We start from the raw sequence: 23,769 nt of genomic DNA, 5'->3' as shown, positions 1-23,769 counted from the left end.
TGCCGTCTGCAAAATGCGTGTCTCCCATTCACACACGTTCGCTTAGTCATTCTGTACAACGCCGTTTTCTCTGGTTTGCGGCGAAACATTATCACGAGGGCAGACGGCTTCGGAATTGGGTTTGACGCCAGATGTTGCGGGCTGGGCTGGAGCGTTCGTTTTGCGCTGGGGACGGGCCGGGTATTTCGGGCCTGCAAGCCTTACGTGATCAGAGGTATTCCATCGCACATGTTCATCACATAAGGGTCGTACAATTGGTAATTTACTGTGCGGCGGCGCGATAAGAGGCTGATTCGGCTGATTAAAATCATTGATCACGTTGCTGATTATAGCCGCCTTGCCATCAAGCTTGTCTTTCTCAAACTCATCCTTATGTTCAGCGAACAACCAATACCATAGCGCTGCGATGACTACGAGTGCCGCCAGTACCTTCGTGATGATAAACGTTAACTCGCCTCTCTTAACGCGCTTCCATTCATACTTGAGTAGTTCCTTAGAGGCGTTAAGGAAGTCAAGTTCGATTGGCCTAATGTTGGCAGGCACCATATTACTGTCATTAGCAGTAAGCTGCTGAAATCGTTTCATGCAAGCCAGCACCGCCTTTGACCGGCTCTCGTCGGGATTGACCCGCAGAGTTATAGCGAAGCTTGCTTGGTTTAGCTGCGAATAAAGCGGAGCAAGCGCCTTAACCTTTTCGGCGTGATCCTTGTATGTCACCCCCAAGGCGTCGGCGATGGCATTGAAGCTTGTCAGGTAGGCCGTAATCTCGGATCTCAGCGCATCCACCCAAGCCTGACGAAACTCGGAAGTTTTCTGTTCCTTGCTGATAATGAGGCCAAGGAGTGACACAACACCAGCGATGAGCGCTGCACCTACGGCCCCAATGCTGATGTCCCCGCCCATTCAGATGTCCGCACCTTAGCCTTTACCCCTTGACCGACAGTGGTTTAGCACAGATGCTGCGCGGGGGAAGATAGTAGATAAGTGGGGGGCAATGCCTGCGATCGTACCTTATCGCCTAAAGCTGACTGGCGACCTTGCTGACGATCATCAGTTTGAAGGCTATGATGGTTACATGGCACTTGCTGGGTTCGCTTGGACCCTGTCACTGGTCGCCAACTATGCCGACACCGGTAAGATAAGGCAGCGGGGTGAGTTCGACGGCAGGCACGCCGTTCGAGCCAAGGCCCCAGAGGAAGGCAGCGTCATCGCTGACTTCTTTGTCAAGTTGACTAACAATCCCGCTGTCGTGTTTGGTGCGGTGGCTGGAGGTGCTGCCAGTGGTAGCTTCCTCGACGCGCTAGTCCGGCGAGTTATCAATAAGAACCTAGGTCAGACCGCCGACGACGAAGCTTTAGCCCAACTTCTCGCTAATCGCGCACGAACAGGTGATGTCGAGGCCCTTGTAGCAATAACAGAAGCTCCCATCCGCCAAGCCCACAGCGTTATCGGATCTGGGGCCGAGGAGATGTTGATCTCCGGGGGTATAAACATAAATCCCATAGCGACCTTCAATGAATCAACTAAGGAATACGTCAAGCAGAACGTTGAGGATAATCATGAGATAACGAAAGCCTTCAGCGTTTCAGCATTCAATGCCAACTCCGGATATGGAAGCGTTTTTGACCAAGATCATGGTCACGTCATACCATTTAGTATGAAGCGCGAGAAGCTGAGGCAATTTAGACAGGTATTCTCATGGGGCTTAGACCAGTACACAAACCGAACTGGCGGTAAGGTCAATGCCACGTTCACTCGAATTCTCGCGATGGACGGCCGACCGAAGCGATACGTTATCCACAGTGCTGAAAGGGCTGTCGCTTAGTTCCATTCGCTCTCACAGAGTAAAGCGTCAACCGTGACAGCGCCGCAGGAAATTATCTTTGTTCTCAATGGTTGTGACTACTAGATATGACGACCCTTGGCTTTACCACGTCGCGTATTTTACATATGTCAATGAAGAATTTGCGCGAGCTTCCAACGTCTGCTTTTCGAGTAGTGTATCTGTAAGCTGCCATTCCGCAATCGACCACTTCCCCCTGTCCTACACCCCCCCCCCGTGCCATAATCCCCCAAGCTCTTTCCCACCGTCAGCCTCCCATCCCCCGCGCAACACCCCATCGCGACCCGCCCCCATTTCGCAAAAATTCTCCTATTGCGAAATCCATGCCACCCGTCCGTCCCCACGCTTTCGCGTCAGCCACGACGGTGTGAACTTCGCAACGCCACGCCGCCTTGCAAAACGCCGCGACCACGGCTTTCCGACCCCGCGCACCCATGCTAAGGGCGCGCCCATGCTGAATCTCAACGCCATCACCGTGCGCCTTGGCGGCCGCGTCATTCTCGATCGTGCCGCCGCCGCCCTGCCGCCGCGCAGCCGCGTCGGCCTCATCGGCCGCAACGGCGCGGGCAAGTCCACGCTGATGAAGGTGATGATCGGCCAGCTCGATCCCGACGAGGGATCGTGCGACATGCCCCGCGACACGCGGCTGGGCTATATCGCGCAGGAAGCCCCGTCCGGCACCGCGACCCCCTTCGACACCGTGCTCGAAGCCGACAAGGAACGCGCCGAACTGATGGCGGAGGCGGAGCATACGCAAGACCCCGATCGCCTCGGCCATATTTACGAGCGGCTGACGGCGATCGACGCCTACACCGCGCCCGCCCGCGCCGCCCGCATCCTCGTGGGCCTCGGCTTTGACGAGGAAATGCAGGGTCGCCCGCTCGACAGCTATTCGGGCGGCTGGAAGATGCGCGTGGCGCTCGCCTCTTTGCTCTTCTCCAATCCCGACCTGTTGCTGCTGGACGAACCGTCGAACCATCTCGACCTCGAAGCCACGCTCTGGCTGGAAAATTTCCTGAAGGCCTATCGTGGCACCGTGGTCGTCATCAGCCACGAACGCGACCTGCTCAACAATGTGGTCGACTATATCCTCCATCTGGAAGGGGGGAAGGTCACCCTCTATCCCGGCGGTTACGACGCGTTCGAACGGCAACGCGCCGAACGGCTGGCCCAGCTCGAATCCGCCCGCGCCAAGCAGGCGGCGGAGCGTGAGAAGTTGCAGGACTATGTCGCCCGCAACTCCGCCCGCGCCTCGACCGCGAAACAGGCCCAGTCCCGCGCCAAGGCGCTGGCCCGGATGCAGCCCATCGCCGCCGCGATCGAAGATCCGACGCTGCATTTCGGCTTTCCCAGCCCCGCCGAACTGCGCCCGCCGCTCATCACCATGGACATGGCGTCGGTCGGCTACACCGAAACGCCGATCCTCAAGCGCATCAACCTGCGCATCGACCCCGACGACCGGCTGGCGCTGCTTGGCCGCAACGGCAACGGCAAGACGACGCTGGCCCGCCTTATCGCCGCGCAACTCGCCCCGATGGAAGGGACGATGGCCTCCAGCCCCAAGATGAATGTCGGCTATTTCACCCAATATCAGGTGGAGGAACTGGACGTCACCGACACGCCGCTGGAACATATGACCCGCGTGATGAAGGGTGCGACCCCCGGCGCGGTCCGCGCCCAGTTGGGCCGCTTCGGCTTCTCCGGCGAGCGCGCGGTGCAGAAGGTCGGCTCCATGTCCGGCGGCGAGCGCGCCCGTCTGGCGCTGGCGCTCATCACCCGCGACGCGCCGCATATGCTGATCCTGGACGAACCGACCAACCATCTGGACGTCGACAGCCGCGAGGCGCTGGTCCAGGCCCTGAACGACTATAGCGGCGCGGTGGTCATCGTCAGCCACGACCGCCACATGATCGAACTGGTCGCCGACCGCCTCGTCCTGGTCGACAACGGCACCGCCCAGCCGTTCGACGGCAGCCTCGATGATTATACCGATATCATCCTGCGCAAGGCGGACGGCAACAGCAGCGGCGACGCGCCGAAGGTCGACCGCAAGGCCGACAAGAAAGCCGCGGCCGAATGGCGCGAGAAGCAGAAGGTCTTGAAGAACGCCGTCAACAAGGCGGAGCGCGAAATGACGACCCTGATCGCCGAGCGCAAGCGGATCGACGCCGTGCTGTCCGACCCCAAGGCCGCGACCGGCGTGGAGGCGAAGATGACCACCAGCCAGTTGATGGTGAAGCGGGCCGAGGTGGAAAAGAAGCTGGAAAGCGCCGAGGAAATCTGGATGGAGGCCGGCGCCGCGCTGGAAGCGGGTTAACGCCCCATCAGGATGAACGGCGCCCAGATATAGGGCTGGACGGCGCCGGGCTGTTTCGATCCGATCAGCTTGAGCATCGCCCGCTGCAACGCCACCGCCCGGGGCAGGCCGCGCGCCGCACCCTTCACCGTCTCCAGCGTGACGAAGGCGCTGGCGTCATCCCGCACCGGCCAGTGCGACACCAGCAGCGATCCCGCCCCGGCATAGCGGAACGCCTGCGCCAGTCCCGAATAGGCGGGGGCCGCGGCATTATCGCCCGCCGCCGTGTTGCAGGCGGACAGGATCACCCAATCCGCGCCGATCCGCATCCCCGCCACTTCCGACGCGGTGAGCAGCCCGTCGTCCCCCGCCGCATCGGCGGCCGGGGGGACAATACCAGCGCAGGTTCACTCACCCCCTCCATCTCCCCGCCCACCAGCCCATGGGTCGCGAACAGGATCACGGCATAGCCCGACAGATCACGATCCCGCAGCCCGGCCTCGCTGGCATCCCGTCCGACCAGCAGCGTGGTGCGCTCCATACCGAAGCGATGCGCCACTGCCCGTAATTCGGCCTGCGATCCGGGCAGCGGCGGCAATTGCGACAGCGCCCCGGCCCCACGCGGCGCATCGGCCGTCTGTATGGCGCCGAAGGTCAGCGGCGCGCCGATGCCCAGAAAGCGCTGGTCGCGCGCCGCCATCTGCTGCCGTCTATCTGGGGTGGCGCTGAAGCCGGGCTGCACTTCGATTGCGAAGCGGCGGATCAGCCAGGGCGTATGCGGCGTCACCGCGGCGACCGGGCGCTGCGGCAACATCCCGAAGGGTAGCGAGGCGAAGGCGCCGGTCGGCACGATGCGCAGCGTCCGCGCCCGGCCCAGCGTGGCGAGGATGCCGGGGGTGAATATCTGGCTATATAGGGTGTGGGCACTGCTCTGGTCGAAGCCCGCAGGCGTCAGGGAACCGCGCAGCCGCCCTACCAGCGCCACCAGCGCGGCGCGATCCATCTGCGCCCGCTCGATCCGCGTGCCGCCGGCGCTGACCGCGAGCAGATAGACGCCGTCGAAAGCCGGCATTACCGCCAGCAGCGCTTCGCGCTCACCCAGCCCGTCGCGCAGCGCGCCAAGATCGGGCCGCTCACCACCATTGGCTTCCACCCAGCGCGGATAGTTCCGGGCGATGGCGACGCGCTCGACATCGACCATTGCCGCCACGGCGGCGCGTTCGGTGCGCGCCGCCGCGACGCCGCTGTCGACCGCCAAGGCCTTGAGTAAGCGGCTGTCGGCGGCCTGAAGCGTCTTGGTCCGGTCCTGCAGTCGGCGCACCCTCGCGGCCAGCGCCGGATCGGCGACCAGCCGCTGGGCGACCAGCCGGTTGGCCTGGGCGATGCGCGATCCGGCCAGGATCGCCATCGCGTCCAGCGCCAGCGCGGCGTCCTGCGCCTGCGCCGCCACCGCCAGGATCGTATCCAGCGCGGCCCGCTGTTCCTCGGTCAGTTCGGCGTCGTCATGGACGCTGGCGTCGTCGCGCAACAGGCCGACAAGTCGGCGTGCCGTCTCTCCGAGCACCGTCCGATCCGGTCCGGTCCACGCCGACAGCATCGCCGCCTGCGCCAAGGGAATCGCAGGCGCATTGTCGAGCTGGCGGGTTTCGGCCGCGAAGGCTGCCGCCGCAGCGCGGGCCTCTCCGCCATGCCCGGCGGCGATCAAAGCCGGGATCAGATAGGGATAGACGCGCTGGCCGATATCCCGGTCCTTGTCCGATCCGGCGCGCACCCGCGCCAATGCGGCGTTGAACCGCTCGACGCCCTGTTCGCGACGGCCCTCGGCCAGCGCGGCCGATGCGGCGAAGGCGAGGGCGCGGGCCGATTGCGGGCTATTCTCGCCCTCGATCCCGCGAAAGCCACGTTCGGCTTCCATGAACAGCGGTTCGGCGTCGGCATAGCGTTCCAGCGGCAGCAGCACCGTGCCGAGATTTTGCAGGCCGAACTGGAAATAGAGGCTGCCGGTCCCCACCGTATCGCGCTTGATGGCGATGGCGCGCTGCAGATAGTCGAGGCTCTCGTTACGCCGCCCGGTCCGCGACAGCAGCAGGCCCAGCGCTTCGAGCGCGCGGGCGTAGCTGGGATGTTTGCGGTCGATATGGTCGGTGGCGATGTCGACCGCCATGCGCGCATATTTTTCCGCTTCGACATCGCGATCGGCGCGCTGGAGCATCTGGGCATAGGTGTAATAAGCGCCGATCGTATCGGGACTGTTGGGGCCGGAGGCCGCGATCCGGGCCTCCATGCTGGCCCGTTGCGCGTCCACCGCTTCGACGTTGCGGCCGAGGCGGGTCAGCGCCTGCGCGTGGGAGAAGGCGATGTTCGACCGCAGCATATGCGTCGACGGGTCGAGCTTGTCGGGCGGCGTGCGGGCGATATAGCCGTCCATATAGCGGCTGGCCTGCGCCAAAACCTCCGCCGCGCCGGTCACGTCGCCCAGTGTAGCCTGAACATAGCCCTTGATCGACAGGCCCTGCATCCACGCGACGGGGTAGGCGTCGGCGAAGGGCGCGAGCAGCGCCAGGCCTTCGTTGGCATGGGCCAGTGCGTCGGGATTTTTGCCGTCGATCTGGTCCATGGAAGACAGGTTGATCAGGGCGACCCCGGCCAGCGGATGCGGCTTGCCCGCGACCTTCGCCCTGAGCGCAGCGGCGTGCAGCCGGGCCCAGGCATCGCGGGTCTTTTGCGACATGGACAGCGCATAATCGTCGCTGTCGAACAGGGCGAAAGCCTGCCGTTCGAGCGAATAGAGCCGGGCATGGCGCGGGTCGGTGGGCGAAAAGGCGGCTGCCGGAGCGGCCGCGGACGCCGCATGGGCCGGCAGCGCCAGCGCCAGAAGCACGGCCGCATACCGCGTGGAAAGCTGCATGACACCACCCCCGCTTTTCACTCGACCCGCGCACCTCTTGGGTCGGCGGCGGGCGGCCGTCAAGGCCGATGCCGATGCTTGACCGTCAGCCCAGCGTCAGCCGCCAGTCCCAGCGCAGCGGATCGCCGTCCATCACCTCGACCCCGCGGGCGATCAGGGCGTCGCGGATCTCGTCCGACAGGGCGAAGTCTTTCTCCGCGCGGGCGGCAGTGCGGCGTTCCAGTTCGGCCTCGATGTCTTCCGGCGTGATCTGCGCATCCTTGGGCCGCAGGCGCAGGTCGGCGCGGGCAAGCGTCAACAGGTTGAGGCCCAGCGCCTGGTCGAAGGCCGCGATCAGGCAGAGCTTCTCGTCCACCGGCACCTTCTTCATGGCCGTCACCTCTTCCAGCAGCGGCAGGGCGCGGGGCGTCATGAGGTCGTCGGCGATCGCCGCGTCGAACTGCTCCAGCAGCGGCGCCAGCTTGGGGTGCAGGTTGGCGCGCAGATAGTCGAGGCGCGGGGATTGCCAGGTCACGCCCTCGGCCCGGGCCTTAAGGCCCTCGACCCCCATCACCAGCCGCTTGAGCCGGGTCAGCGCCGCGGCGAGATTGTCGGCGCTGAATTCCAGTTCGGACCGATAATGCGCGCCCAGGCACAGCAGGCGGTAGGCCAGCGGATGCACGCCCGCATCGATCAGCGAAAAGAGGGTGGTGAACCCGCCCTTCGACTTGCTCATCTTCCCTTGCCGATCAACCAGGAAATTATTGTGCATCCACCAGCGCGCGCCAGTGAAGCCGGCCGCCGCCGCGCCAGGATCGCCGCAGCAGCTATGGAAAGCCTGGTTCTGCGCTATTTCGTTGGGATGGTGGATTTCGCGATGGTCGATGCCGCCGGTATGGATGTCGAACGGCTGGCCGAGGCGCGCCTGGCTCATGACGGAGCATTCCAGATGCCAGCCCGGCGCACCCTTGCCCCAGGGGCTGTCCCATTCCATCTGGCGCTGCTCGCCCGGCGGCGACTTGCGCCAGATCGCGAAGTCGGATGCGTTGCGCTTGCCCGCGACCGGATCGATCCGCGCGTGCGCCGCATCGTCACGCCCGCCCGCCAGTGCGCCATAATCGGGCACGCTGCTGCTGTCGAAATAGAGGCCGCTATCCAGTTCGTAGCAATGGTCCGGCGCGATCTTTTCGGCGAAGGCGATCATCTGCGGCACATAGTCGGTCGCAACCGTCCATTCGCTGGGCGACAGGATGTTGAGGTCGGCGATATTCTGCTTGAACGCGGTCGTATAATGGGCCGCGATATCCCAGATGCTCTTGGCCGAGGCGCGCGCGGCCGCCTCCATCTTGTCGTCGCCGGCGTCGGCGTCGCTGGTCAGATGGCCAACATCGGTAATGTTGATGATGTGGGTGACGGCCAGCCCCTTCCAGAGCAGCGTCCGGCGCAGCGTGTCGGTGAAGACATAGGCGCGCAGGTTGCCGATATGGGCGTAGTTGTAGACGGTCGGGCCGCAGCTATAGACCCGCGCATGATGATCCTCGATCGGCGCGAAGGGTTCGATCGTGCGGGTCAGGCTGTTGAACAGGCGCAGCGGCGCGGGGATGTGCTGGTCGTCGGACATGGGGACGAGCCATGTAGCGAAGCGGCGCAGGGGTCAATCCTTCCCGATCATCGTGATACAGAGAGTTGTTTAGTTAGCTAAGCAACTAAATTGGGCAGTCGATTCAATTGTTCAACTCGTTGTCTCATTTGTGAAGGCTTGGCCAATCCGCGACCGTCGCGAAGCAGCGCGATTGTAATAAAATGTTGCGGGCGGGCCGATCCCTTGCGGCCGGGCACTGGGCATCCGATATTGTCGATGCGGGCCGGGCCCCTCTGGCGACATGGATTTCCCCCTGATCCCTGTCGCGATGTCGGACCGCATCGGGTGTGCCCGGTGCAGGTTTTGCGGCGATTTGCCCCCTCTCGTCGTCGCAGGAGACCGCACCGGGCCACTCGAACCAACTTATGGAGTGAGTGTGTCCTATGAATAATCCCGTTCGCATGCCGGGCTATGGTGCCAGCCAGACGGCGCAGACCGATGCCGGCCTGCGCGCGCACATGCTGGGCGTCTTCCGCAATATGGGCCTTGGCCTGGTCATCACCGGCCTGGTCGCGGCGCTGGTTGGCAATACGCCGGCGCTGGCCGCCGCCATTTACGGCACGCCCTTGAAATGGGTGGCGATCTTCGCGCCGCTGGCCTTCGTGTTTTTCTTCAGCTTTCGCATCGACAGGATGACGACCGCGACCGCGCGCATGACCTTCTGGGCATTCGCGGCGGTGATGGGCGTGTCGCTGGGCAGCATATTCCTGGTCTTCACCGGCGGCAGCATCGCTCAAGCCTTCTTTTCGGCCGCGGTCATGTTCCTCGCCATGTCCCTGTGGGGCTATACCACCCAGCGCGACCTGACGAAGATGGGCAGCTTCCTGATGATGGGCCTGATCGGCATCATCGTCGCCAGCCTGATCAACATCTTCCTGGGGTCGTCGGCGATGCAGATGGTCATATCGATCATCGGCGTGGTCGTCTTTACCGGCCTGACCGCCTGGGACGTGCAGCGCATCAAGTCGGACTATTTCGTCTATGCCGGGCATGAGGTCGCGCAGAAGATGCAGGTGATGGGCGCGCTGTCGCTGTACCTGAACTTCGTCAACCTGTTCCAGATGCTGCTTAGCCTGACCGGCGAGCGGGAATAAGCGGATGCGGGATCAGGCCACCGTATCGGCCATGCTCTGCCCGGTCTGTCATGTCGGATTGGCGATGACGGACCGGCAGGGAGTGGAGATCGACTATTGCCCGCAATGCCGGGGCGTCTGGCTGGACCGGGGCGAGCTGGACAAGATCATCGAGCGCTCGGGGCAGGCGAGCGCGCCAACGCCGCAACCATCGCCCTTCGGGCAGACGAGCTATCGCCCGGATCGGGACTATCGCGACGACGGGCGTGGCTATCCGAAGAAACGGAAGAAGAGCTTTCTGGAAGAGTTGTTCGATTGAGAAAAGGCCGGTCCCAAGGGATCGGCCTTTTTGTTTGGCGAGCATGAAAAGAAAAGAGAGATGCCAGTTTTCGCTGGCATGACCAAGTTTTTATGTGGATGCTCACTTTAAATGCGAGCGCAATTCGTCCGGTATGTTTATCCAGATAGTACCGGGCTTTAGTCTGAGCTGAATACCATATTCGTCGACAGCGGCAGCCAAAATTTGGGCAAATCATTGGCCGTGAGTAAGCTTGCAAGGGACAGGACTATATAATCGTCTTTGCGATTCATCCCAATGCACCTCCATCGCGGCTCGATAAATACGGTTAAAGTTGGTTTGGGCGGGGCGGACGTAAATCCTGCCTTCCGCGTCGATCCCGACTTCCTCTATCTCCTCAATAAAGCTCAATGCGCCGCGCCCCAACTCGGCCCGGTGCCGATCTCTACGCCCAGCGGGACGGACAGGCTGACGATCGGCTCCGCCGCGCTTTCCATCACGTCCCGGATGACCGCGCTCGCGGCTTCCACATCGCCTTGCGGCAATTCGAACACCAGTTCGTCATGGACCTGGAGCAGCATCCGCACCCGGTTCAGCCCGGCCGCTTCCAGCGCCGGACCCATGCGGACCATCGCGCGCTTGATGATGTCGGCGCTGGTGCCCTGGATCGGGGCGTTGATCGCGGCGCGTTCGGCGCCCTGGCGCTCGTGCTGGATCGGCGCGGTGATGCGCGGGAACCAGGTCTTGCGGCCGAACAGCGTTTCGGTGAAGCCGTTGGCGCGCGCCTTTTCCAGCGTTTCGTTGATATAGACGCTGATGCCGGGGAAGCGCTCATAATATTTGGAGATCATGTCCTGCGCTTCGTCCGCGCTGATTTCCAGCCGGCCCGCCAGCCCCCAGCGCGAGATGCCGTAGAGAATGGCGAAGTTGATCGTCTTGGCGCGGCCGCGGGTGTCGCGATTGACCTCTCCGAACAATTCTTGGGCGGTGCGGTTGTGGATGTCCTCGCCCTGTTCGAATGCCTCCTTGAGCGCGGGCACGTCGGCCATGTGCGCGGCGAGGCGCAGCTCGATCTGGCTATAGTCGGCGGCGAGGATGACATTGCCGGGTTCGGCGACGAAGGCGTGGCGGATCTGGCGGCCGATTTCGGTGCGGATCGGGATATTCTGGAGGTTGGGGTCGGTCGAGGAGAGGCGGCCGGTCTGCGCGCCGGTCAGCGAGTAGCTGGTATGGACGCGGCCCGTATCGGCATTGATCTGCTGTTGCAGGGCGTCGGTATAGGTGGATTTGAGCTTGGAGAGCTGGCGCCATTCCAGCACCAGCCCGCAGATCGCCGAGCCTTCGGCCTTCAATTTTTCCAGCACGGTGACGTCGGTGGAATAGGTGCCGCTTTTGCCCTTCTTGCCGCCCTTCAGCCCCATTTCGTCGAACAGGACGACGCCAAGCTGCTGGGGCGATCCGATGGTGAAGGGGTGGCCGGCCAGTTCGTAGATTTCGGCTTCCAGCCCCGCCATCGATTGGGAGAAGGTGCCGGACAGGCGGGAGAGCTGCTCGCGATCGACCTTGATGCCGTGCCGCTCCATGCCTGCGACGACGGGGATCAGCGGCCGGTCGACCAGTTGATAGACGCGGGTGACGCGCTCGGCCGCCAGGCGCTGCGACAATGTGTGCCACAGCCGCCAGGTGACTTCGGCGTCCTCGGCGGCGTAGGCGGTCGCCTTGTCCAGCGGGACATGGGCGAAACTGATCGCCTTCTTGCCGGTGCCGGTCACCTCCTTGAAGCTGATGCATGTGTGCTGGAGATGCACGCTGGCCGCTTCGTCCATGCCGTGGCCGCCCAGCGACTTGCCGGCGTCGAGGTCGAAGCTCATCACCATCGAATCGTCGATCGGCGTCACCTCCAGCCCGACGCGGGCGAGGACGTTGAGGTCATATTTGATATTGTGGCCGACCTTGAGCACGGCGTCGTCGGTGAGCAGCGGGCGGAGCAGGCGGATCGCGGCGTCGAGCGGGATTTGCGGCGGCACCTCGCCGAACATGTCGTCGGCGGAGCGGTGGGCGAGCGGGATGTAGCAGGCGCGGCCCGGCCCGGTGGACAGGCTGATGCCGACCAGGCCCGATTCCATGCTGTCGAGGCTGTCGGTTTCGGTGTCGACCGCAACGACGCCCAGCGCCTGCGCTTCGGCGATCCAGGCTTCCAGTTGCGCGACCGTGGTGACGGTTTCGTAGAGGGCGCAGTCGATCGGGGGATGTTCGACGGTGGCTGGGGCGGCGGGGGCTGCGGTCGTGGCGGCGACGCTGGCTACTGCGACGGCGGCGGCGGGCGCGCCGAGGCGATTGAGCAGCGTCTTGAAGCCGTGGTGGGACAGAAATTGCTGGAGCGGTTCCTTGGGGATGCCCTTGAGCGTCAGGTCTTCGAGCGGTTCGGGGAGGTCCATGCTGTCGTGCAGCGCCACCAGCCGCCGCGACAGCCGCGCCATATCGGCATGGGCGATGAGGTTTTCCTGCATCTTCGACTTCTTCATGGCGGGCGCGGCGGTCAGCACGCTTTCCAGGTCGCCATATTCGGTGATGAGCTTCGATGCGGTCTTGGGGCCGATGCCCGGCACGCCGGGGACATTGTCGACGCTGTCACCCATCAGCGCCAGCACGTCGCCCAGTTGTTCGGGCTGCACGCCGAACTTGCCCATGACATAGTCGGCGCCGCGCCGCTCATTCTTCATCGTGTCGTACATGTCGACGCCGGGCTGGATCAACTGCATCAGATCCTTGTCGGAGCTGACGATGGTGACGTGCCAGCCGGCCGCGACCGCCGCTCTGGTATAGGTGGCGATGATGTCGTCCGCCTCGAACCCGGCTTCCTCGATACAGGGGAGGGAGAAGGCGCGGGTCGCGTCGCGGATCATCGGAAATTGCGGGACCAGATCTTCCGGCGCGGGCGGTCGGTTCGCCTTATACTGGTCGTACATGTCGTTGCGGAAGGTGTGCGAACCCTTGTCCAGCACCACCGCCAGATGGGTCGGCCCTTCCGCCTTGCCCAGTTCCTCGGCCAGCTTCCAGAGCATGGTGGTATAGCCATAGACAGCGCCGACCGGCTGGCCATGCTGGTTGGTGAGCGGGGGAAGCTGGTGATAGGCGCGGAAGATATAGCCGCTGCCATCGACGAGATAGAGGTGATTCTGGGTCATGCGAGGGAGATAGCGGGTTACGCGCCGCCCCTCCAGTGGTCAGGACCAGTCGCGCGTCAATGCCTCCGCCGTGGCGTCCATCAGGCGGGGTTCGCCGCTGCCGGTCAGCGCATAGGACATGTCGCCGCGCCGCCAATAGGCGACCGATTCCGCGCCTTCCTGGACGGCATCGGGGCGTTCGGGCGCGCGGCTGCGGTCGCGCAGCGCGAAGAGCGAGAAATTCTTGCCCCCTTCGGTCTTCACCGCCACCACCAAAGCGGGGCCGCGCTCGGTCGGGAAGAGCTGGACGTCGGTGACGCGCCAGTCGGCGGGGAAGTGGGGCATGGCGATGCGGGTGTTGGTCGCTATTTCGCGCGCGTCATATTTGGGGGTTTCGACCTGCGAGACCATGGATGCGCGCATCATCGCGATGCGATGGCTGTTGACGGCATAATCGACATAGTCGGGCGGGCCGGACGGACGCAGGAAGACCAGCGCCAGACCGGCGGCGGCCGCAAGCGGGGCGACCAGCGGCAGGGCGCGGCGCCAGCGCGATCGCAGGGGCGCGGCCGGCAACAGGGCGGCGGCATCGGCCATGGCCGGCGGCGGGGCGGCGGGCCGGGGCGCCATCAGCCGAAGCGCGCTGCGGGTGGAGAGGTCGGCCATCACCTGCGCCGCCTGATCGGGATGGCGGGACAGGTGGGTTTCCACCACGAAGCGGCGGGAAAGGTCGAGCTGGTCGTCGACATAGGCGTCGATCTCCAGCGCGTTCACGTCATTGGTCATCATGTCCTCCCACCAGCCGCAGATGCGGACGGCCTGTTCCTGATTGTCCGTCCCGCAGCGCGGCGCGCGCCCGTGACAGGCGCGACATCACCGTGCCGATCGGCACGCCCAATATGTCGGCGGCCTGTTGATAGCTCAGCCCCTCGATCGCGGTCAGGTGCAGTGCCGCGCGCTGGGCGTCGGGCAGGGCGGCGAAACCCTGCGCGATCTCGGCCAGCCGCACATGCTCCTCCTGCTGCGGATCGATGCTGGATAGCAAGGTCTGGGCGAAGCGATCGTTTCGGCGCGTTTCGGCGGCCTGGCGGCGCTTGGCCGACACGAAGACATTGTGGACGATCGCCAGCAGCCAGCGGGTTCGGCTGCGTTCCGGCTGATAGGTCGCCCGACGCTCGATCGCGCGGAGGAGGGCGTCCTGCACGACATCGTCGGCGTCGGACTCATCGCGGGCGAGCGCGCGGGCGTAGCGGCGCATCGCCAGCAGGTCCGCTTCCATGTCGCGCGCATCGTCCATCGCTCGCTTATCCCGTTCCGGAGCGTGCCGGGCAAGGCGCGATCGCGAGCGGCGGGGCACGATCGGGCAGCAGCGCCGCATAGGCGCACACCACGGCGTCCAGCACATCGTCCCAGCGATGATGGCTGGCGGCCAAAGCAGCGGCCTGCCGCAGCCGTGCGAGCCGGGCGGGCGATGCGATCAGCGCCGATGCGGCGTCGGCATAGGCGTCCACATCGGCGGGGGGCAGCAACAGGCCGGTACGGCCCTGATCGATCAGGCTGGCGGCGCTGGGCACATCGGCCGACAGCACCGCCAGGCCGGACGCCATCGCCTCCAGATTGACGTTGCCGAAGGCTTCGGTGACGCTGGGGTTGATGAGCAGGTCCGCGCTCGCCACCGCACGGCCGAGATCGATGCCGCTCAGATGGCCGATGAAGGTCGCATTGGGCAGGCGTTGGGCCAGCCAGGATCGCGCCGGCCCGTCGCCGACGACCAAGGGGCGGACCTGATGGCCGCGCGCCCGGATCGCGGCGATGGCGTCGGCGAAGATGCCGAGTCCCTTTTCCAGCACCAGCCGGCCGAAGAAAAGCGGCACGACATCCTGTTCGTCATAACCCAGTGCGGCGCGCAATGCGGGATCGCGCAGCGTCGGCGCGAACTGATGCGGGTCGATCCCGCGTCCCCACACCGACACGCGCGCCGCGCCGTGGCGCGCCGCCATCTCGGCGTTGATCGGCGGGGTGGGCGCCAATATGTGATCGGCGTCGCCATAGAAACGGTCGAGATAGCGTTCCATCGCGCCGCGCAGGAAGCCGAGCCGATAATAGTCGAGATAGGTTTCGAACCGCGTGTGCAGGCTGGCGATAACGGGGATGCCACGCGCGCGCGCATGTTTCTGCGCCTGCCGGCCCAGCAGATCGGGGGCGGACAGATGGACGATGTCCGGCGCGAAGGCGTCGAGGTCGCGGCGCACCCCGCGCGTCAGCCCGATGGCGAGGCGATATTCGGGCCGCCCCGGCAGGCTGAGGGAAGGCACCGAGCGAATGTCGCCGATGGAGGCGAAGGCGGGTCGCGGGGCGGTGGGCGAATAGATGCGCACCTGCGCGCCGACCCGATGCAGGAGATGGCCGACCAGCCGGTTGAGCGCCCGGTTGGCGCCGTCGCGCACGCAGTCATAATTGCCGGAGAACAGCGCGACGCGGATGGCCGGGCGACGATCGGCCGGCAATGGCGGGCGGATCGGGACGACGCTGGACGGGGTCGGGGGAGGAAAAAGGGCAGTCATGCCCCCTATACGCCTGCCAGGATCGCCTTATTCCCCTGCTGACTGACCGCTCGAACATTTCTGCATCATTTCCGGTAACATGGCGCATAAGGGCGGGGGCATGAGGGGGAAATGACGATGCGACTGCGGCGGACGATGCGGACGGCGGTGACGGCTATCATGGGGGCAGGCGCCGCCTGGTCGGGCGTGGCTCTTGCGCAGGATGCGCGCGATCTGTGCGCCGACCGGCCGGGTCTGGGTACGCCGGCCTGCACCGTGGACACGGGGCGCGTGGTGGTGGAACTGGGGCTGGGCGACTGGACACGCGAAAAGGATGCATCGAGCCGGACTGACACGATCCAGGCAGGCGACGCGCTGGTGCGGCTGGGGCTGGGCGATCATCTGGAAGCGCAGATCGGCTGGACCGCCTATGGCCATGTCCGCACGCGTGACCGGCCGAGCGGTGCGGTGGAGAAGGATAGCGGGGTGGGCGACGTGCAGGTGGCGCTGCGCCGGAACCTGTCCAATCCCGACGGGTCAGGCTTTTCAATCGCGATCATGCCCTATGTGTCGTTGCCGGCCGGCGGATCGGCGATCGGCGACGGCGACTGGGGCGCGGGGCTGATCGTGCCGGTCAGCTTCGACCTTGGCGGCGGCTTTTCGCTGGGGCTGACCCCGGAAATCGATGCGGCGGTGGATGAGGACCGGTCGGGCCGTCACTTCGCCTATGGCAGCGTCGCGGGGCTGGGCTTTTCGCTGAGCGACAGCGTGTCGGGCGCGATCGAGGCGCAAGTGACGCGCGACGACGATCCGGCCGGCCATGCCACCGAGGCGCTGGGCGGCCTGTCCTTCGCCTGGCAGCCGTCGGACGACATGCAGTTCGATATCGGCGCCAATATCGGGCTGAACGCGGACAGCCCCGACAGCGAAGTCTATCTGGGCGTGGTGCGGCGCTTCTGAAGGCGGAATCTACCGCGGTTCGTGGTTCGCCGCGACCGCCTTCGCCACTGCCTGCATCAGCGCCCAGCGTTCGGGGATCGACACGGTAGTCGATCCGATCATCACCGCCACGGCATAGCTGGCGCCGTCGGGTGCGGTCATGATGCCGATATCGTTGAAGCCGGTCGAACGGGGCGGAAGATCCTGGCCGGTGCCGGTCTTGTGCAGATAGGACCAGCCCGGTGGCACGCCGCCCTTGATCCGTTGCGGCCCGGTCTTGGCCTCCGACATGATCGACAGCAGCAGGCGCGAGGAGGCCGGGGAGAGCATCTGGTTCTCCTTCAGCTTCGCGAGCGCCTGCACGATCGAGGAGGGAGCCGCGCCGTCGGGCGGGCTGGCGAGATAATTGTCGAGCGCTTTCACCCGCACCGACATGGGCAGCTTGTTGCGGGCGGCATAGAAATTGCGGCCGATCGAATAATCCTGCCGCCAGTCCAGACCCGCGGTCGCCGATTGCAGCAGCCGTTCGCCGGGGCCGAAGCGAATATCCTTGATCATCCGCCGCGCCAGATAGCTGCGCACCGCCTCCGGCCCGCCGACCGCGCGCAGCAGCGTGTCGTTGGCGGTATTGTCGCTCTGCGTCATCGCGCGGCGCATCAGGTCGGAATAGCTGGTGGTCCAGCCGTCATTCTGCGCCACCAGCGCCGCGCTCGGCTGGTGGAACAGGGTCAGGTCGTTGCGGGTGATGGTGGTCGTGTCGGTGATGCGCAGCTTGCCGCGATCCACCGCGTCGAGGAAGGTCATCGATACCCAGAGCTTCGATACGCTCTGTTGCGGGAACAGCGACGTGCCGTTCCACGCCACGGTCCAGTCCGCGCCGATGCGGCGCACGGCGATGCCCACCTTGCCATGGAAGCTTTGGCCGAGGTTGCGCACGACGCTGACCAGCGCCGGGGGCGGCGCTTCATTCTGGTCGATGTCGCGATAGGGCAGCGGCGGGTTGGCGACCGGCCGGATCGGCCATGTGTTGGTGGTGGGTTGCGGTTTTTGCGGCACGGCGGCAGCGGCCTGCGCGCGTGGCGGCTCCGGCGCGCTCACACAGGCCGACAGCGCCGCGATCAACAGGACCAGGCGCGCAGAACCGCCCCGGTTTTTATGCAATGTCATTAGCGTCCCCGCACTCTCTTGGCGTCATAGGGGCGGGACGCCGGTCGCCCGGCAAGACCCATGCGACGAATGATTCCACAAATGCGATGTAAGGAGGATGAACGATGCAACCGCTTGCCGGGACACGCTATCGCTCAGTTGCGGTTCAGGGCCGGACGGGCAAGAAGGCGGCATGATCGATACAAGGATGGACAGGCGCGCGCTGATGTTGGGCGCGCTGGCGACAGGCGGTGCTTTGTGGAGCGGGGTGGCGCAGGCCGCGCCCTTCGCATCACGCCGGATCGCCATGAATATCCGCGGGGAAGGGGGCGATGTCGTCCTGATCCCCGGCCTGGCCAGCGGTCCCGGCATCTGGAACGGGGTGCTGGGCGGGGTGCCGGGCTATCGCTATCATCTGGTCCATGTACGCGGTTTTGCCGGCTTGGCCGCGGAGGCCAATGCCAGCGGCGGGCTGCTCCAGCCGATCGCGGACGAGATCGCGCGTTATATCGCCGCGGCCGGGCTGAAGCGGCCGGCGATCGTCGGCCATAGCATGGGCGGCACGCTGGCGATGCTGCTGGGCCTGAAGGGGTTGGCGAACCGGGTGATGGTGGTCGATATGCTGCCCGCCGGCGCGGCGATGGTGGGCGGCACGGCCAGCGGCATGGGCTTTCTGGCCGACCAGCTCAGCGGCTATCTGACCGGCACGCTGGCGGGACGACGCTATCTGGCGCAGATGGTCGCGCAGACGCCCGGCGCCAGGGGCAGCGACCCCGATGTCATCGCCAATGCGCTGCGCGACCTGGCCAATATCGACCTTGCGCCCCAATTGCCGCGGCTCGCCGCGCCGCTGGAGGTGGTCTATGCCGTGGGTAGCGACGCCGGGCAGGCCGCCGCCATCGCCAGCCGCTTCCGCGCCGCCTATGCGCCGCGCAAAGCCACTTTGCTGAAAGCGATCGGGCCGAGCGGCCATATGGTGATGGGCGACCAGCCGGCGCGCTTCAATGCGGTATTGAAGGATTTCTTGAGTTAAGGCGCCAATACCGTGTCGACCGCTTCTGCCAAGGTTTCGGGATAGTCGAGCGTATAGTGCAGGCCGCGGCTTTCCTTTCGGTGGAGGGCGGAGCGGACGATCAGCCGCGCGACCTCCAGCAGGTTGCGCAGTTCGATCAGGTCGGGTGTGACGCGGAAATTGCCGTAATAATCGTCCACTTCCTGCGCCAGCAGGGCGACACGATGCTGTGCGCGCTCCAGCCGCTTGGTGGTGCGGACGATGCCGACATAGTCCCACATGAAGCGGCGGATTTCCTTCCAGTTATGCTGGACGATAACCTCTTCGTCGCTGTTGGTGACGCGGCTTTCGTCCCAGGGCCGGATCGGCGGCGGGGCGGGCAGCTCGTCCCAATGGGCGCGGATATGTTTCGCCGCCGCCTCGCCGAAGACGAAACATTCGAGCAGCGAGTTGGAGGCGAGGCGGTTGGCGCCGTGCAGGCCGCTTTCGGTGACTTCGCCCGCCGCATAGAGGCCGGGCAGGTCGGTGCGGCCGTCGAGGTCGATCACCACGCCGCCGCAGGTATAATGTTGGGCGGGCACGACCGGGATCGGCTCCTTGGTGATGTCGATGTCGAGGTCCAGCAGGCGGGCGTAGATGGTCGGGAAATGATGCCGGACGAACGCCGGGTCTTTATGGCTGATGTCGAGATGGACATAGTCGAGGCCGAGGCGCTTGATCTCATGGTCGATGGCGCGGGCGACGATGTCGCGCGGGGCCAGTTCCTCACGCGGGTCGAAGCGGGGCATGAAGCGCTCGCCGCCGCCCGGCACGCCGGGGGGAAGCTTGAGGTGGCCGCCTTCGCCGCGCACGGCTTCTGTAATCAGGAAATTCTTGATCTCCAGATTATAGAGGCAGGTCGGGTGGAACTGGTTCATCTCCATGTTCGACACGCGGCAGCCCGCGCGCCAGGCCATGGCGATGCCGTCGCCGGTCGCGCCCCGCGGCGCGGTGGAAAAGAGATAGGTGCGGCCCGCGCCGCCGGTGCACAGGATCGTCGCCTTGCCGAGCAGCGCATCCACCCGCTTGGTCTTCTTGTTGAAGGCGTAGACGCCCCAGACATGGCCGTCCCCCGAATAGCGTTCGCCATGGCGGGAGGTGATGAGGTCGATCGCGATCAGATCCTCAACCAAGGTGATGTTGGGATTGGCGCGGGCGGCCTTCAAGAGCGCGATCTGTACGGCATGGCCGGTGGCGTCGTCGACATGGACGATGCGGCGATGACTGTGGCCGCCCTCGCGCGTCAGATCCCAGCGCTTGCCAAAGGCTTCGCCACCGTTGAAGGGGACGCCGAGGTCGGCGAGCCGCTCGATCGCGGCGGGGGCCTGGGAGACGACGAATTCGACGGTGGCGCGATCGTTCAGGCCTGCGCCCGCGACCATCGTATCCTCGACATGCGCCTCGAAACTGTCACCCGCGTCGAGTACGGCGGCGATACCGCCCTGCGCCCAGTTGGTGGAGCCACCATCGAGCGCGCCCTTGGCCAGCACCAGCACCTTGCGGTCCTGCGCGAGGTTGATGGCGGCCGTCAGCCCGGCCGCGCCGGAACCGATGATGATGACGTCGTGGGTGGTGGTGGTCATCGTCGTCCTACATGCTCTTTTACCGTTTGCCCTGAGCGAAGCCGAAGGGTTCGACCGAACGGAGTGAGGTTTTGCCTTCGCTACGCTCAGGCGAGGGCTTCGACAAGCTCGGCCCGAACGGAGAAAGTTTCTAAGCGGCCGCCGTCAGGTTGAGGAAGACATCCTCCAGGTCCGGGTCGCGCGTGACCACGTCGACGATGGCGAGGCCGCTGGCCTGCACCGCGCTCAGCACCTGGCCGGCATTGGCGCGGTCCTTCATATAGGTGATGGTCAGGGTGCGGTCGCCCGACAGTTCGACCTTTTCGAAACAGGGGGCCTGCGGCGCGGCGGTCAGGTCGCGGTCGACCGTCACCTGCACCACCTTTTCCTGCGCCATGGCGATCAGCTCGCGGGTCGGCTTGTCGGTGATGACCTTGCCATGGTTGATGATGCCGATGCGGTCGCACAATTGCTCGGCTTCTTCCAGATAATGGGTGGTCAGCACGATCGTCACGCCCAGCGCGTTCAATTCGCGGACATAGGCCCACAGTTGCTGGCGCAATTGCACGTCCACGCCCGCGGTCGGCTCGTCCAGCACCAGGATCGGCGGGCTATGCACCATCGCCTTGGCCACCAGCAGGCGGCGCTTCATGCCGCCCGACAGCGTGCGGGCATAGGCATGGGCCTTGTCGTCCAGATGCACCGCGCGCAGCAATTCCATCGTGCGGCGGCGGTCCTTGGGCACGCCGTAGAAGCCGGCCTGATTTTCCAGCGTTTCGAACGGGGTGAAGAAGGGGTCGAAGACGATCTCCTGCGGCACGATGCCGATGCTGTTCTTCGCATTGCGCGGGTGCGCGTCGATGTCGAAGCCCCAGATGCTGACGTCGCCCGCCGTCTTGTTCACCATGCCGGCCAGAATATTGATCGTGGTCGACTTGCCCGCGCCATTGGGGCCGAGCAGGCCGTAAATCTGTCCGCGCGGGATGGACAGGTCGATCCCGTCGAGTGCGCGCTTGCCGCCCTTATAGACTTTGGTGAGGTTGCGGATCTGGATGGCGGCGGGGGCAGGGCTGTCGGTCATGGCTCAACTCTATGGGGATCGAAGCCGGCAAAAGGAAGAGGATCAAAACTCGTCCGCGATATCCATCAGGCCCAGCAGCTTCTTCGGTGCGATCTGGCGCCAGCTTGCGCGGAGGCGTTCGGCGATATGATCCCAGTCGGTGTCGCCCAGGTCGAGGCGGATGCCGACCCATTCGGTGCCGAAATAGGCGGGGCGGTAATAGCGTTCCGGGTCGGCTTCCATCAGCGTCGCCTGTTCTTCCGGCGCGGTGGTCTTCACCAGCACGGCGATGATTCCGTCGCCATGATGGTCGCGGGTGAAATAGGCGAACTTCTTGCCCTTCACGACGCCGAAACAGGGCATGCCGTGCGAGACGATCTCGTCCGCCTGCGGCAGGGCGAGCGCGGCTTCGCGCACCTTGCCCAGCAGCCAGTCGGGCTGGCGTTCGCGGGTGACGAAGTCGGCAAGGGTGCGGGAGTAGAGCTGATGCTCCGCGATGAGGATGCGGGCGGCGAGGCTGTCTTGCGTGTCGCCGGGCAGGATCGCCACCGGTGTCTGGCCCAGCACTGGGCCGTCGTCCAGTTCGGCCGTGACGATATGGACCGAGCAGCCGGCATGGCTGTCGCCTGCGTCGATCGCGCGTCGGTGGGTGTCGAGGCCCTTATATTTGGGCAGCAGGCTGGGGTGGATGTTGAGCATCCGGTTGTCCCAGCCAGCGACGAACGCGGGGGACAGGAGGCGCATGTAACCGGCGAGCGCGACATAATGGACGCCCGCCGCGCGAAGTTGCGCGTCGATGATCTGGTCGAATTCGGCGCGTTTGAGGCCTTTGTGGCTCTGGCCGAAGGTGGGGATGCCCTCTGCGGCGGCGAGGGTCAGGCCGGGGGCTTGCGGATCGTTGGCGGCGACCAGGACGATCTCATAGGGGCAGTCGGGCGCCTTGGCGGCATAGAGCAGGGCCGCCATGTTGGAGCCGCGGCCGGAAATCAGGACGCCGACTTTTGCTTTGTGCATATCCGACATGCCCTCCCCTAACCCCTCCCTGAAGGGAGGGGGATTATTAGATCAGCCCAGATGCGTCGCCGACCAGTCGGCCTTGGCGCTCCAGGTTTCCGTGCTGCCCTTGACGGTGCAGCCCTTTTCGCCTTCGTTCACCGCGCCGATGCGGAAGACGGTTTCGCCTGCATCCTCCAGCGCCTTGGTGACGGCGGCGACATGGGCTTCGTCCACGGCCAGCACCATGCCGACGCCGCAGTTGAAGGTGCGCGCCATTTCTTCCGGCTCGATATGGCCCTGCGCCTGGAGGAAGGCCATCAGGCGCGGCTGTTCCCAGGCGTCGGCGTCGACCGTGGCGTGGCAGCCATCGGGCAGGACGCGAGGGATATTTTCGAGCAGGCCGCCGCCGGTGATATGGGCGAGGGCGTGGATCATGCCGGCGCGGACCAGCGGCAGCAGGCTCTTCACATAGATTTTCGTCGGCGCCATCAGCGCGTCGATCAGCAATATGTCCTGATCAAAGATCGCCGGGCGATCCAGCCGCCAGCCCTTGTCGGAGGCGAGGCGGCGGACCAGCGAGAAGCCGTTGGAGTGGACGCCGGAAGAGGCGAGGCCGATCAGGACGTCGCCGGCCGTCACCTTGTTGCCGGTCAGCGCCTTGGCGCGTTCGACCGCGCCGACGCAGAAGCCGGCGAGATCATAGTCGCCCGGACCGTACATGCCCGGCATTTCGGCGGTTTCGCCGCCGATCAGCGCGCAGCCGGCCATGCGGCACCCCTGCGCGATGCCGGCGATAACGCGCTCGGCGACGCCGCTCTCCAGCTTGCCGGTGGCGTAATAGTCAAGGAAGAACAGGGGCTCGGCGCCCTGCACGATCAGGTCGTTGGCGCACATGGCGACCAGGTCGATGCCGACGCCGTCATGGCGGTCATGGTCGATCGCGAGCTTCAGCTTGGTGCCCACGCCGTCATTGGCGGCGACCAGCAGGGGATCGTCATAGCCCGCAGCCTTGAGATCGAAAAAGCCGCCGAAGCCGCCCAGTTCGGCGTCGGCGCCGGGGCGGCGGGTGGCCTTGGCCAGGGGGGCGATGGCGCGGACAAGGGCGTTGCCCGCGGCGATGTCGACGCCGGCCTTGGCGTAGCTGTAGGATTCGTTCTCGCTCATAGTTCCGGCCCCTAGAGCAAAGGCGCGGAAAACGGAACCTTCGATGTAAAGGGCATATCTTCTGGCATGGAGGTGGGGATAAGTCTCGCGTTGCCGCTTGGC

Annotated in this window: 20 protein-coding genes; 6 read left to right on the top strand and 14 right to left on the bottom strand. The window is 65.1% G+C overall.

Going from position 1 to position 23,769, the window contains the following annotated elements; genetic code table 11:
• Nucleotides 1–42: 42 nt before the first annotated feature.
• Nucleotides 43–903 (bottom strand): hypothetical protein, encoded by an 861-nt coding sequence (locus SBA_RS00420; RefSeq protein WP_261935522.1) that lies wholly within the window; start codon nt 901–903, stop codon nt 43–45.
• Between the two features lie 91 nt (nt 904–994).
• Between SBA_RS00420 and SBA_RS00415 the strand changes: the two genes are divergently transcribed.
• Nucleotides 995–1,825: a DUF7946 domain-containing protein gene (locus SBA_RS00415; RefSeq protein WP_261935521.1), complete on the top strand. Its 831-nt coding sequence runs from the start codon at nt 995–997 to the stop codon at nt 1,823–1,825.
• Nucleotides 1,826–2,294: 469 nt separating this feature from the next.
• Nucleotides 2,295–4,160: an ABC-F family ATP-binding cassette domain-containing protein gene (locus SBA_RS00410; protein WP_261935520.1), complete on the top strand. Its 1,866-nt coding sequence runs from the start codon at nt 2,295–2,297 to the stop codon at nt 4,158–4,160.
• Here SBA_RS00410 and SBA_RS00405 read toward each other — a convergent pair.
• The 3 genes from SBA_RS00405 to cysS all read right to left on the bottom strand — a co-directional run bounded on the left by SBA_RS00405 (nt 4,157) and on the right by cysS (nt 8,647).
• The gene (locus SBA_RS00405; RefSeq protein WP_261935519.1) at nt 4,157–4,468 is read right to left on the bottom strand and encodes a CHAT domain-containing protein; all 312 of its coding nucleotides are present in this window, start codon (nt 4,466–4,468) and stop codon (nt 4,157–4,159) included. The two genes, SBA_RS00410 and SBA_RS00405, sit on opposite strands and share 4 nt — an antisense overlap.
• Nucleotides 4,444–7,047 (bottom strand): CHAT domain-containing protein, encoded by a 2,604-nt coding sequence (locus SBA_RS00400; RefSeq protein WP_261935518.1) that lies wholly within the window; start codon nt 7,045–7,047, stop codon nt 4,444–4,446. The genes SBA_RS00405 and SBA_RS00400 overlap by 25 nt, the downstream gene beginning before the upstream one ends.
• 85 nt (nt 7,048–7,132) lie before the next feature.
• The gene (gene cysS / locus SBA_RS00395) at nt 7,133–8,647 is read right to left on the bottom strand and encodes a cysteine--tRNA ligase (protein ID WP_261935517.1); all 1,515 of its coding nucleotides are present in this window, start codon (nt 8,645–8,647) and stop codon (nt 7,133–7,135) included.
• 404 nt (nt 8,648–9,051) lie between these two features.
• On the opposite strand from cysS, the gene SBA_RS00390 reads away from it, so the two are divergent.
• Together SBA_RS00390 and SBA_RS00385 are read left to right on the top strand one after the other, a co-directional pair.
• Entirely contained in the window at nt 9,052–9,762 is a 711-nt protein-coding gene (locus SBA_RS00390; RefSeq protein WP_261935516.1) for a Bax inhibitor-1/YccA family protein, read from the top strand.
• A 4-nt stretch (nt 9,763–9,766) separates the two neighbouring features.
• Nucleotides 9,767–10,060 (top strand): TFIIB-type zinc ribbon-containing protein, encoded by a 294-nt coding sequence (locus SBA_RS00385; RefSeq protein ID WP_261935515.1) that lies wholly within the window; start codon nt 9,767–9,769, stop codon nt 10,058–10,060.
• A gap of 213 nt (nt 10,061–10,273) precedes the next feature.
• On the opposite strand, the gene SBA_RS25240 is transcribed toward SBA_RS00385, so the two are convergent.
• Genes SBA_RS25240 through SBA_RS00365 form a run of 5 tightly spaced genes read right to left on the bottom strand, consistent with a single transcriptional unit; the run spans nt 10,274 to nt 15,770 of the window.
• Nucleotides 10,274–10,450 carry a hypothetical protein gene (locus SBA_RS25240; protein ID WP_390902358.1) on the bottom strand — a complete coding sequence of 59 codons (177 nt, stop codon included), beginning with the start codon at nt 10,448–10,450 and terminating at the stop codon, nt 10,274–10,276.
• A complete protein-coding gene (gene polA / locus SBA_RS00380) occupies nt 10,447–13,227 on the bottom strand; it encodes a DNA polymerase I (protein WP_261935514.1) in 2,781 nt (926 codons plus the stop codon). The genes SBA_RS25240 and polA overlap by 4 nt, the downstream gene beginning before the upstream one ends.
• Before the next feature lie 39 nt (nt 13,228–13,266).
• A complete protein-coding gene (locus tag SBA_RS00375) occupies nt 13,267–13,995 on the bottom strand; it encodes an anti-sigma factor family protein (protein ID WP_261935513.1) in 729 nt (242 codons plus the stop codon).
• Nucleotides 13,982–14,503: a sigma-70 family RNA polymerase sigma factor gene (locus tag SBA_RS00370; RefSeq protein ID WP_261935512.1), complete on the bottom strand. Its 522-nt coding sequence runs from the start codon at nt 14,501–14,503 to the stop codon at nt 13,982–13,984. The genes SBA_RS00375 and SBA_RS00370 overlap by 14 nt, the downstream gene beginning before the upstream one ends.
• A gap of 7 nt (nt 14,504–14,510) precedes the next feature.
• Complete coding sequence (locus tag SBA_RS00365) at nt 14,511–15,770, bottom strand: glycosyltransferase family 4 protein (RefSeq protein ID WP_261935511.1); 1,260 nt, start codon at nt 15,768–15,770, stop codon at nt 14,511–14,513.
• A gap of 117 nt (nt 15,771–15,887) precedes the next feature.
• Here SBA_RS00365 and SBA_RS00360 point away from each other — a divergent pair, with 117 nt between their 5' ends.
• On the top strand, nt 15,888–16,709 hold the full coding sequence (locus SBA_RS00360) for a transporter (protein WP_390902424.1): 822 nt from the start codon (nt 15,888–15,890) through the stop codon (nt 16,707–16,709).
• Between the two features lie 9 nt (nt 16,710–16,718).
• Here SBA_RS00360 and SBA_RS00355 read toward each other — a convergent pair whose 3' ends face one another.
• Nucleotides 16,719–17,855: a serine hydrolase gene (locus tag SBA_RS00355; protein ID WP_261935510.1), complete on the bottom strand. Its 1,137-nt coding sequence runs from the start codon at nt 17,853–17,855 to the stop codon at nt 16,719–16,721.
• A 172-nt stretch (nt 17,856–18,027) separates the two neighbouring features.
• Here SBA_RS00355 and SBA_RS00350 point away from each other — a divergent pair, with 172 nt between their 5' ends.
• Nucleotides 18,028–18,867: an alpha/beta fold hydrolase gene (locus tag SBA_RS00350; RefSeq protein WP_261935509.1), complete on the top strand. Its 840-nt coding sequence runs from the start codon at nt 18,028–18,030 to the stop codon at nt 18,865–18,867.
• Here the strand turns inward: SBA_RS00350 and nadB are convergent.
• From nadB to purM, 4 genes are all read right to left on the bottom strand, one after another.
• On the bottom strand, nt 18,864–20,468 hold the full coding sequence (gene nadB, locus SBA_RS00345) for an L-aspartate oxidase (protein ID WP_261935508.1): 1,605 nt from the start codon (nt 20,466–20,468) through the stop codon (nt 18,864–18,866). The two genes, SBA_RS00350 and nadB, sit on opposite strands and share 4 nt — an antisense overlap.
• A gap of 130 nt (nt 20,469–20,598) precedes the next feature.
• On the bottom strand, nt 20,599–21,528 hold the full coding sequence (locus tag SBA_RS00340) for an ABC transporter ATP-binding protein (protein ID WP_224550236.1): 930 nt from the start codon (nt 21,526–21,528) through the stop codon (nt 20,599–20,601).
• A gap of 42 nt (nt 21,529–21,570) precedes the next feature.
• Nucleotides 21,571–22,521 carry a phosphoribosylglycinamide formyltransferase gene (purN, locus tag SBA_RS00335; protein WP_261935507.1) on the bottom strand — a complete coding sequence of 317 codons (951 nt, stop codon included), beginning with the start codon at nt 22,519–22,521 and terminating at the stop codon, nt 21,571–21,573.
• Nucleotides 22,522–22,572: 51 nt separating this feature from the next.
• On the bottom strand, nt 22,573–23,667 hold the full coding sequence (purM, locus tag SBA_RS00330) for a phosphoribosylformylglycinamidine cyclo-ligase (RefSeq protein WP_261935506.1): 1,095 nt from the start codon (nt 23,665–23,667) through the stop codon (nt 22,573–22,575).
• Between the last annotated feature and the right edge of the window lie 102 nt (nt 23,668–23,769).

The organism is Sphingomonas bisphenolicum, from assembly GCF_024349785.1.
GTDB classification, from domain to species: Bacteria; Pseudomonadota; Alphaproteobacteria; order Sphingomonadales; family Sphingomonadaceae; genus Sphingobium; species Sphingobium bisphenolicum.
The sequence above is the reverse complement of the archived record's forward strand: the minus strand, read 5'-3'. Positions and strand labels throughout refer to the sequence as shown.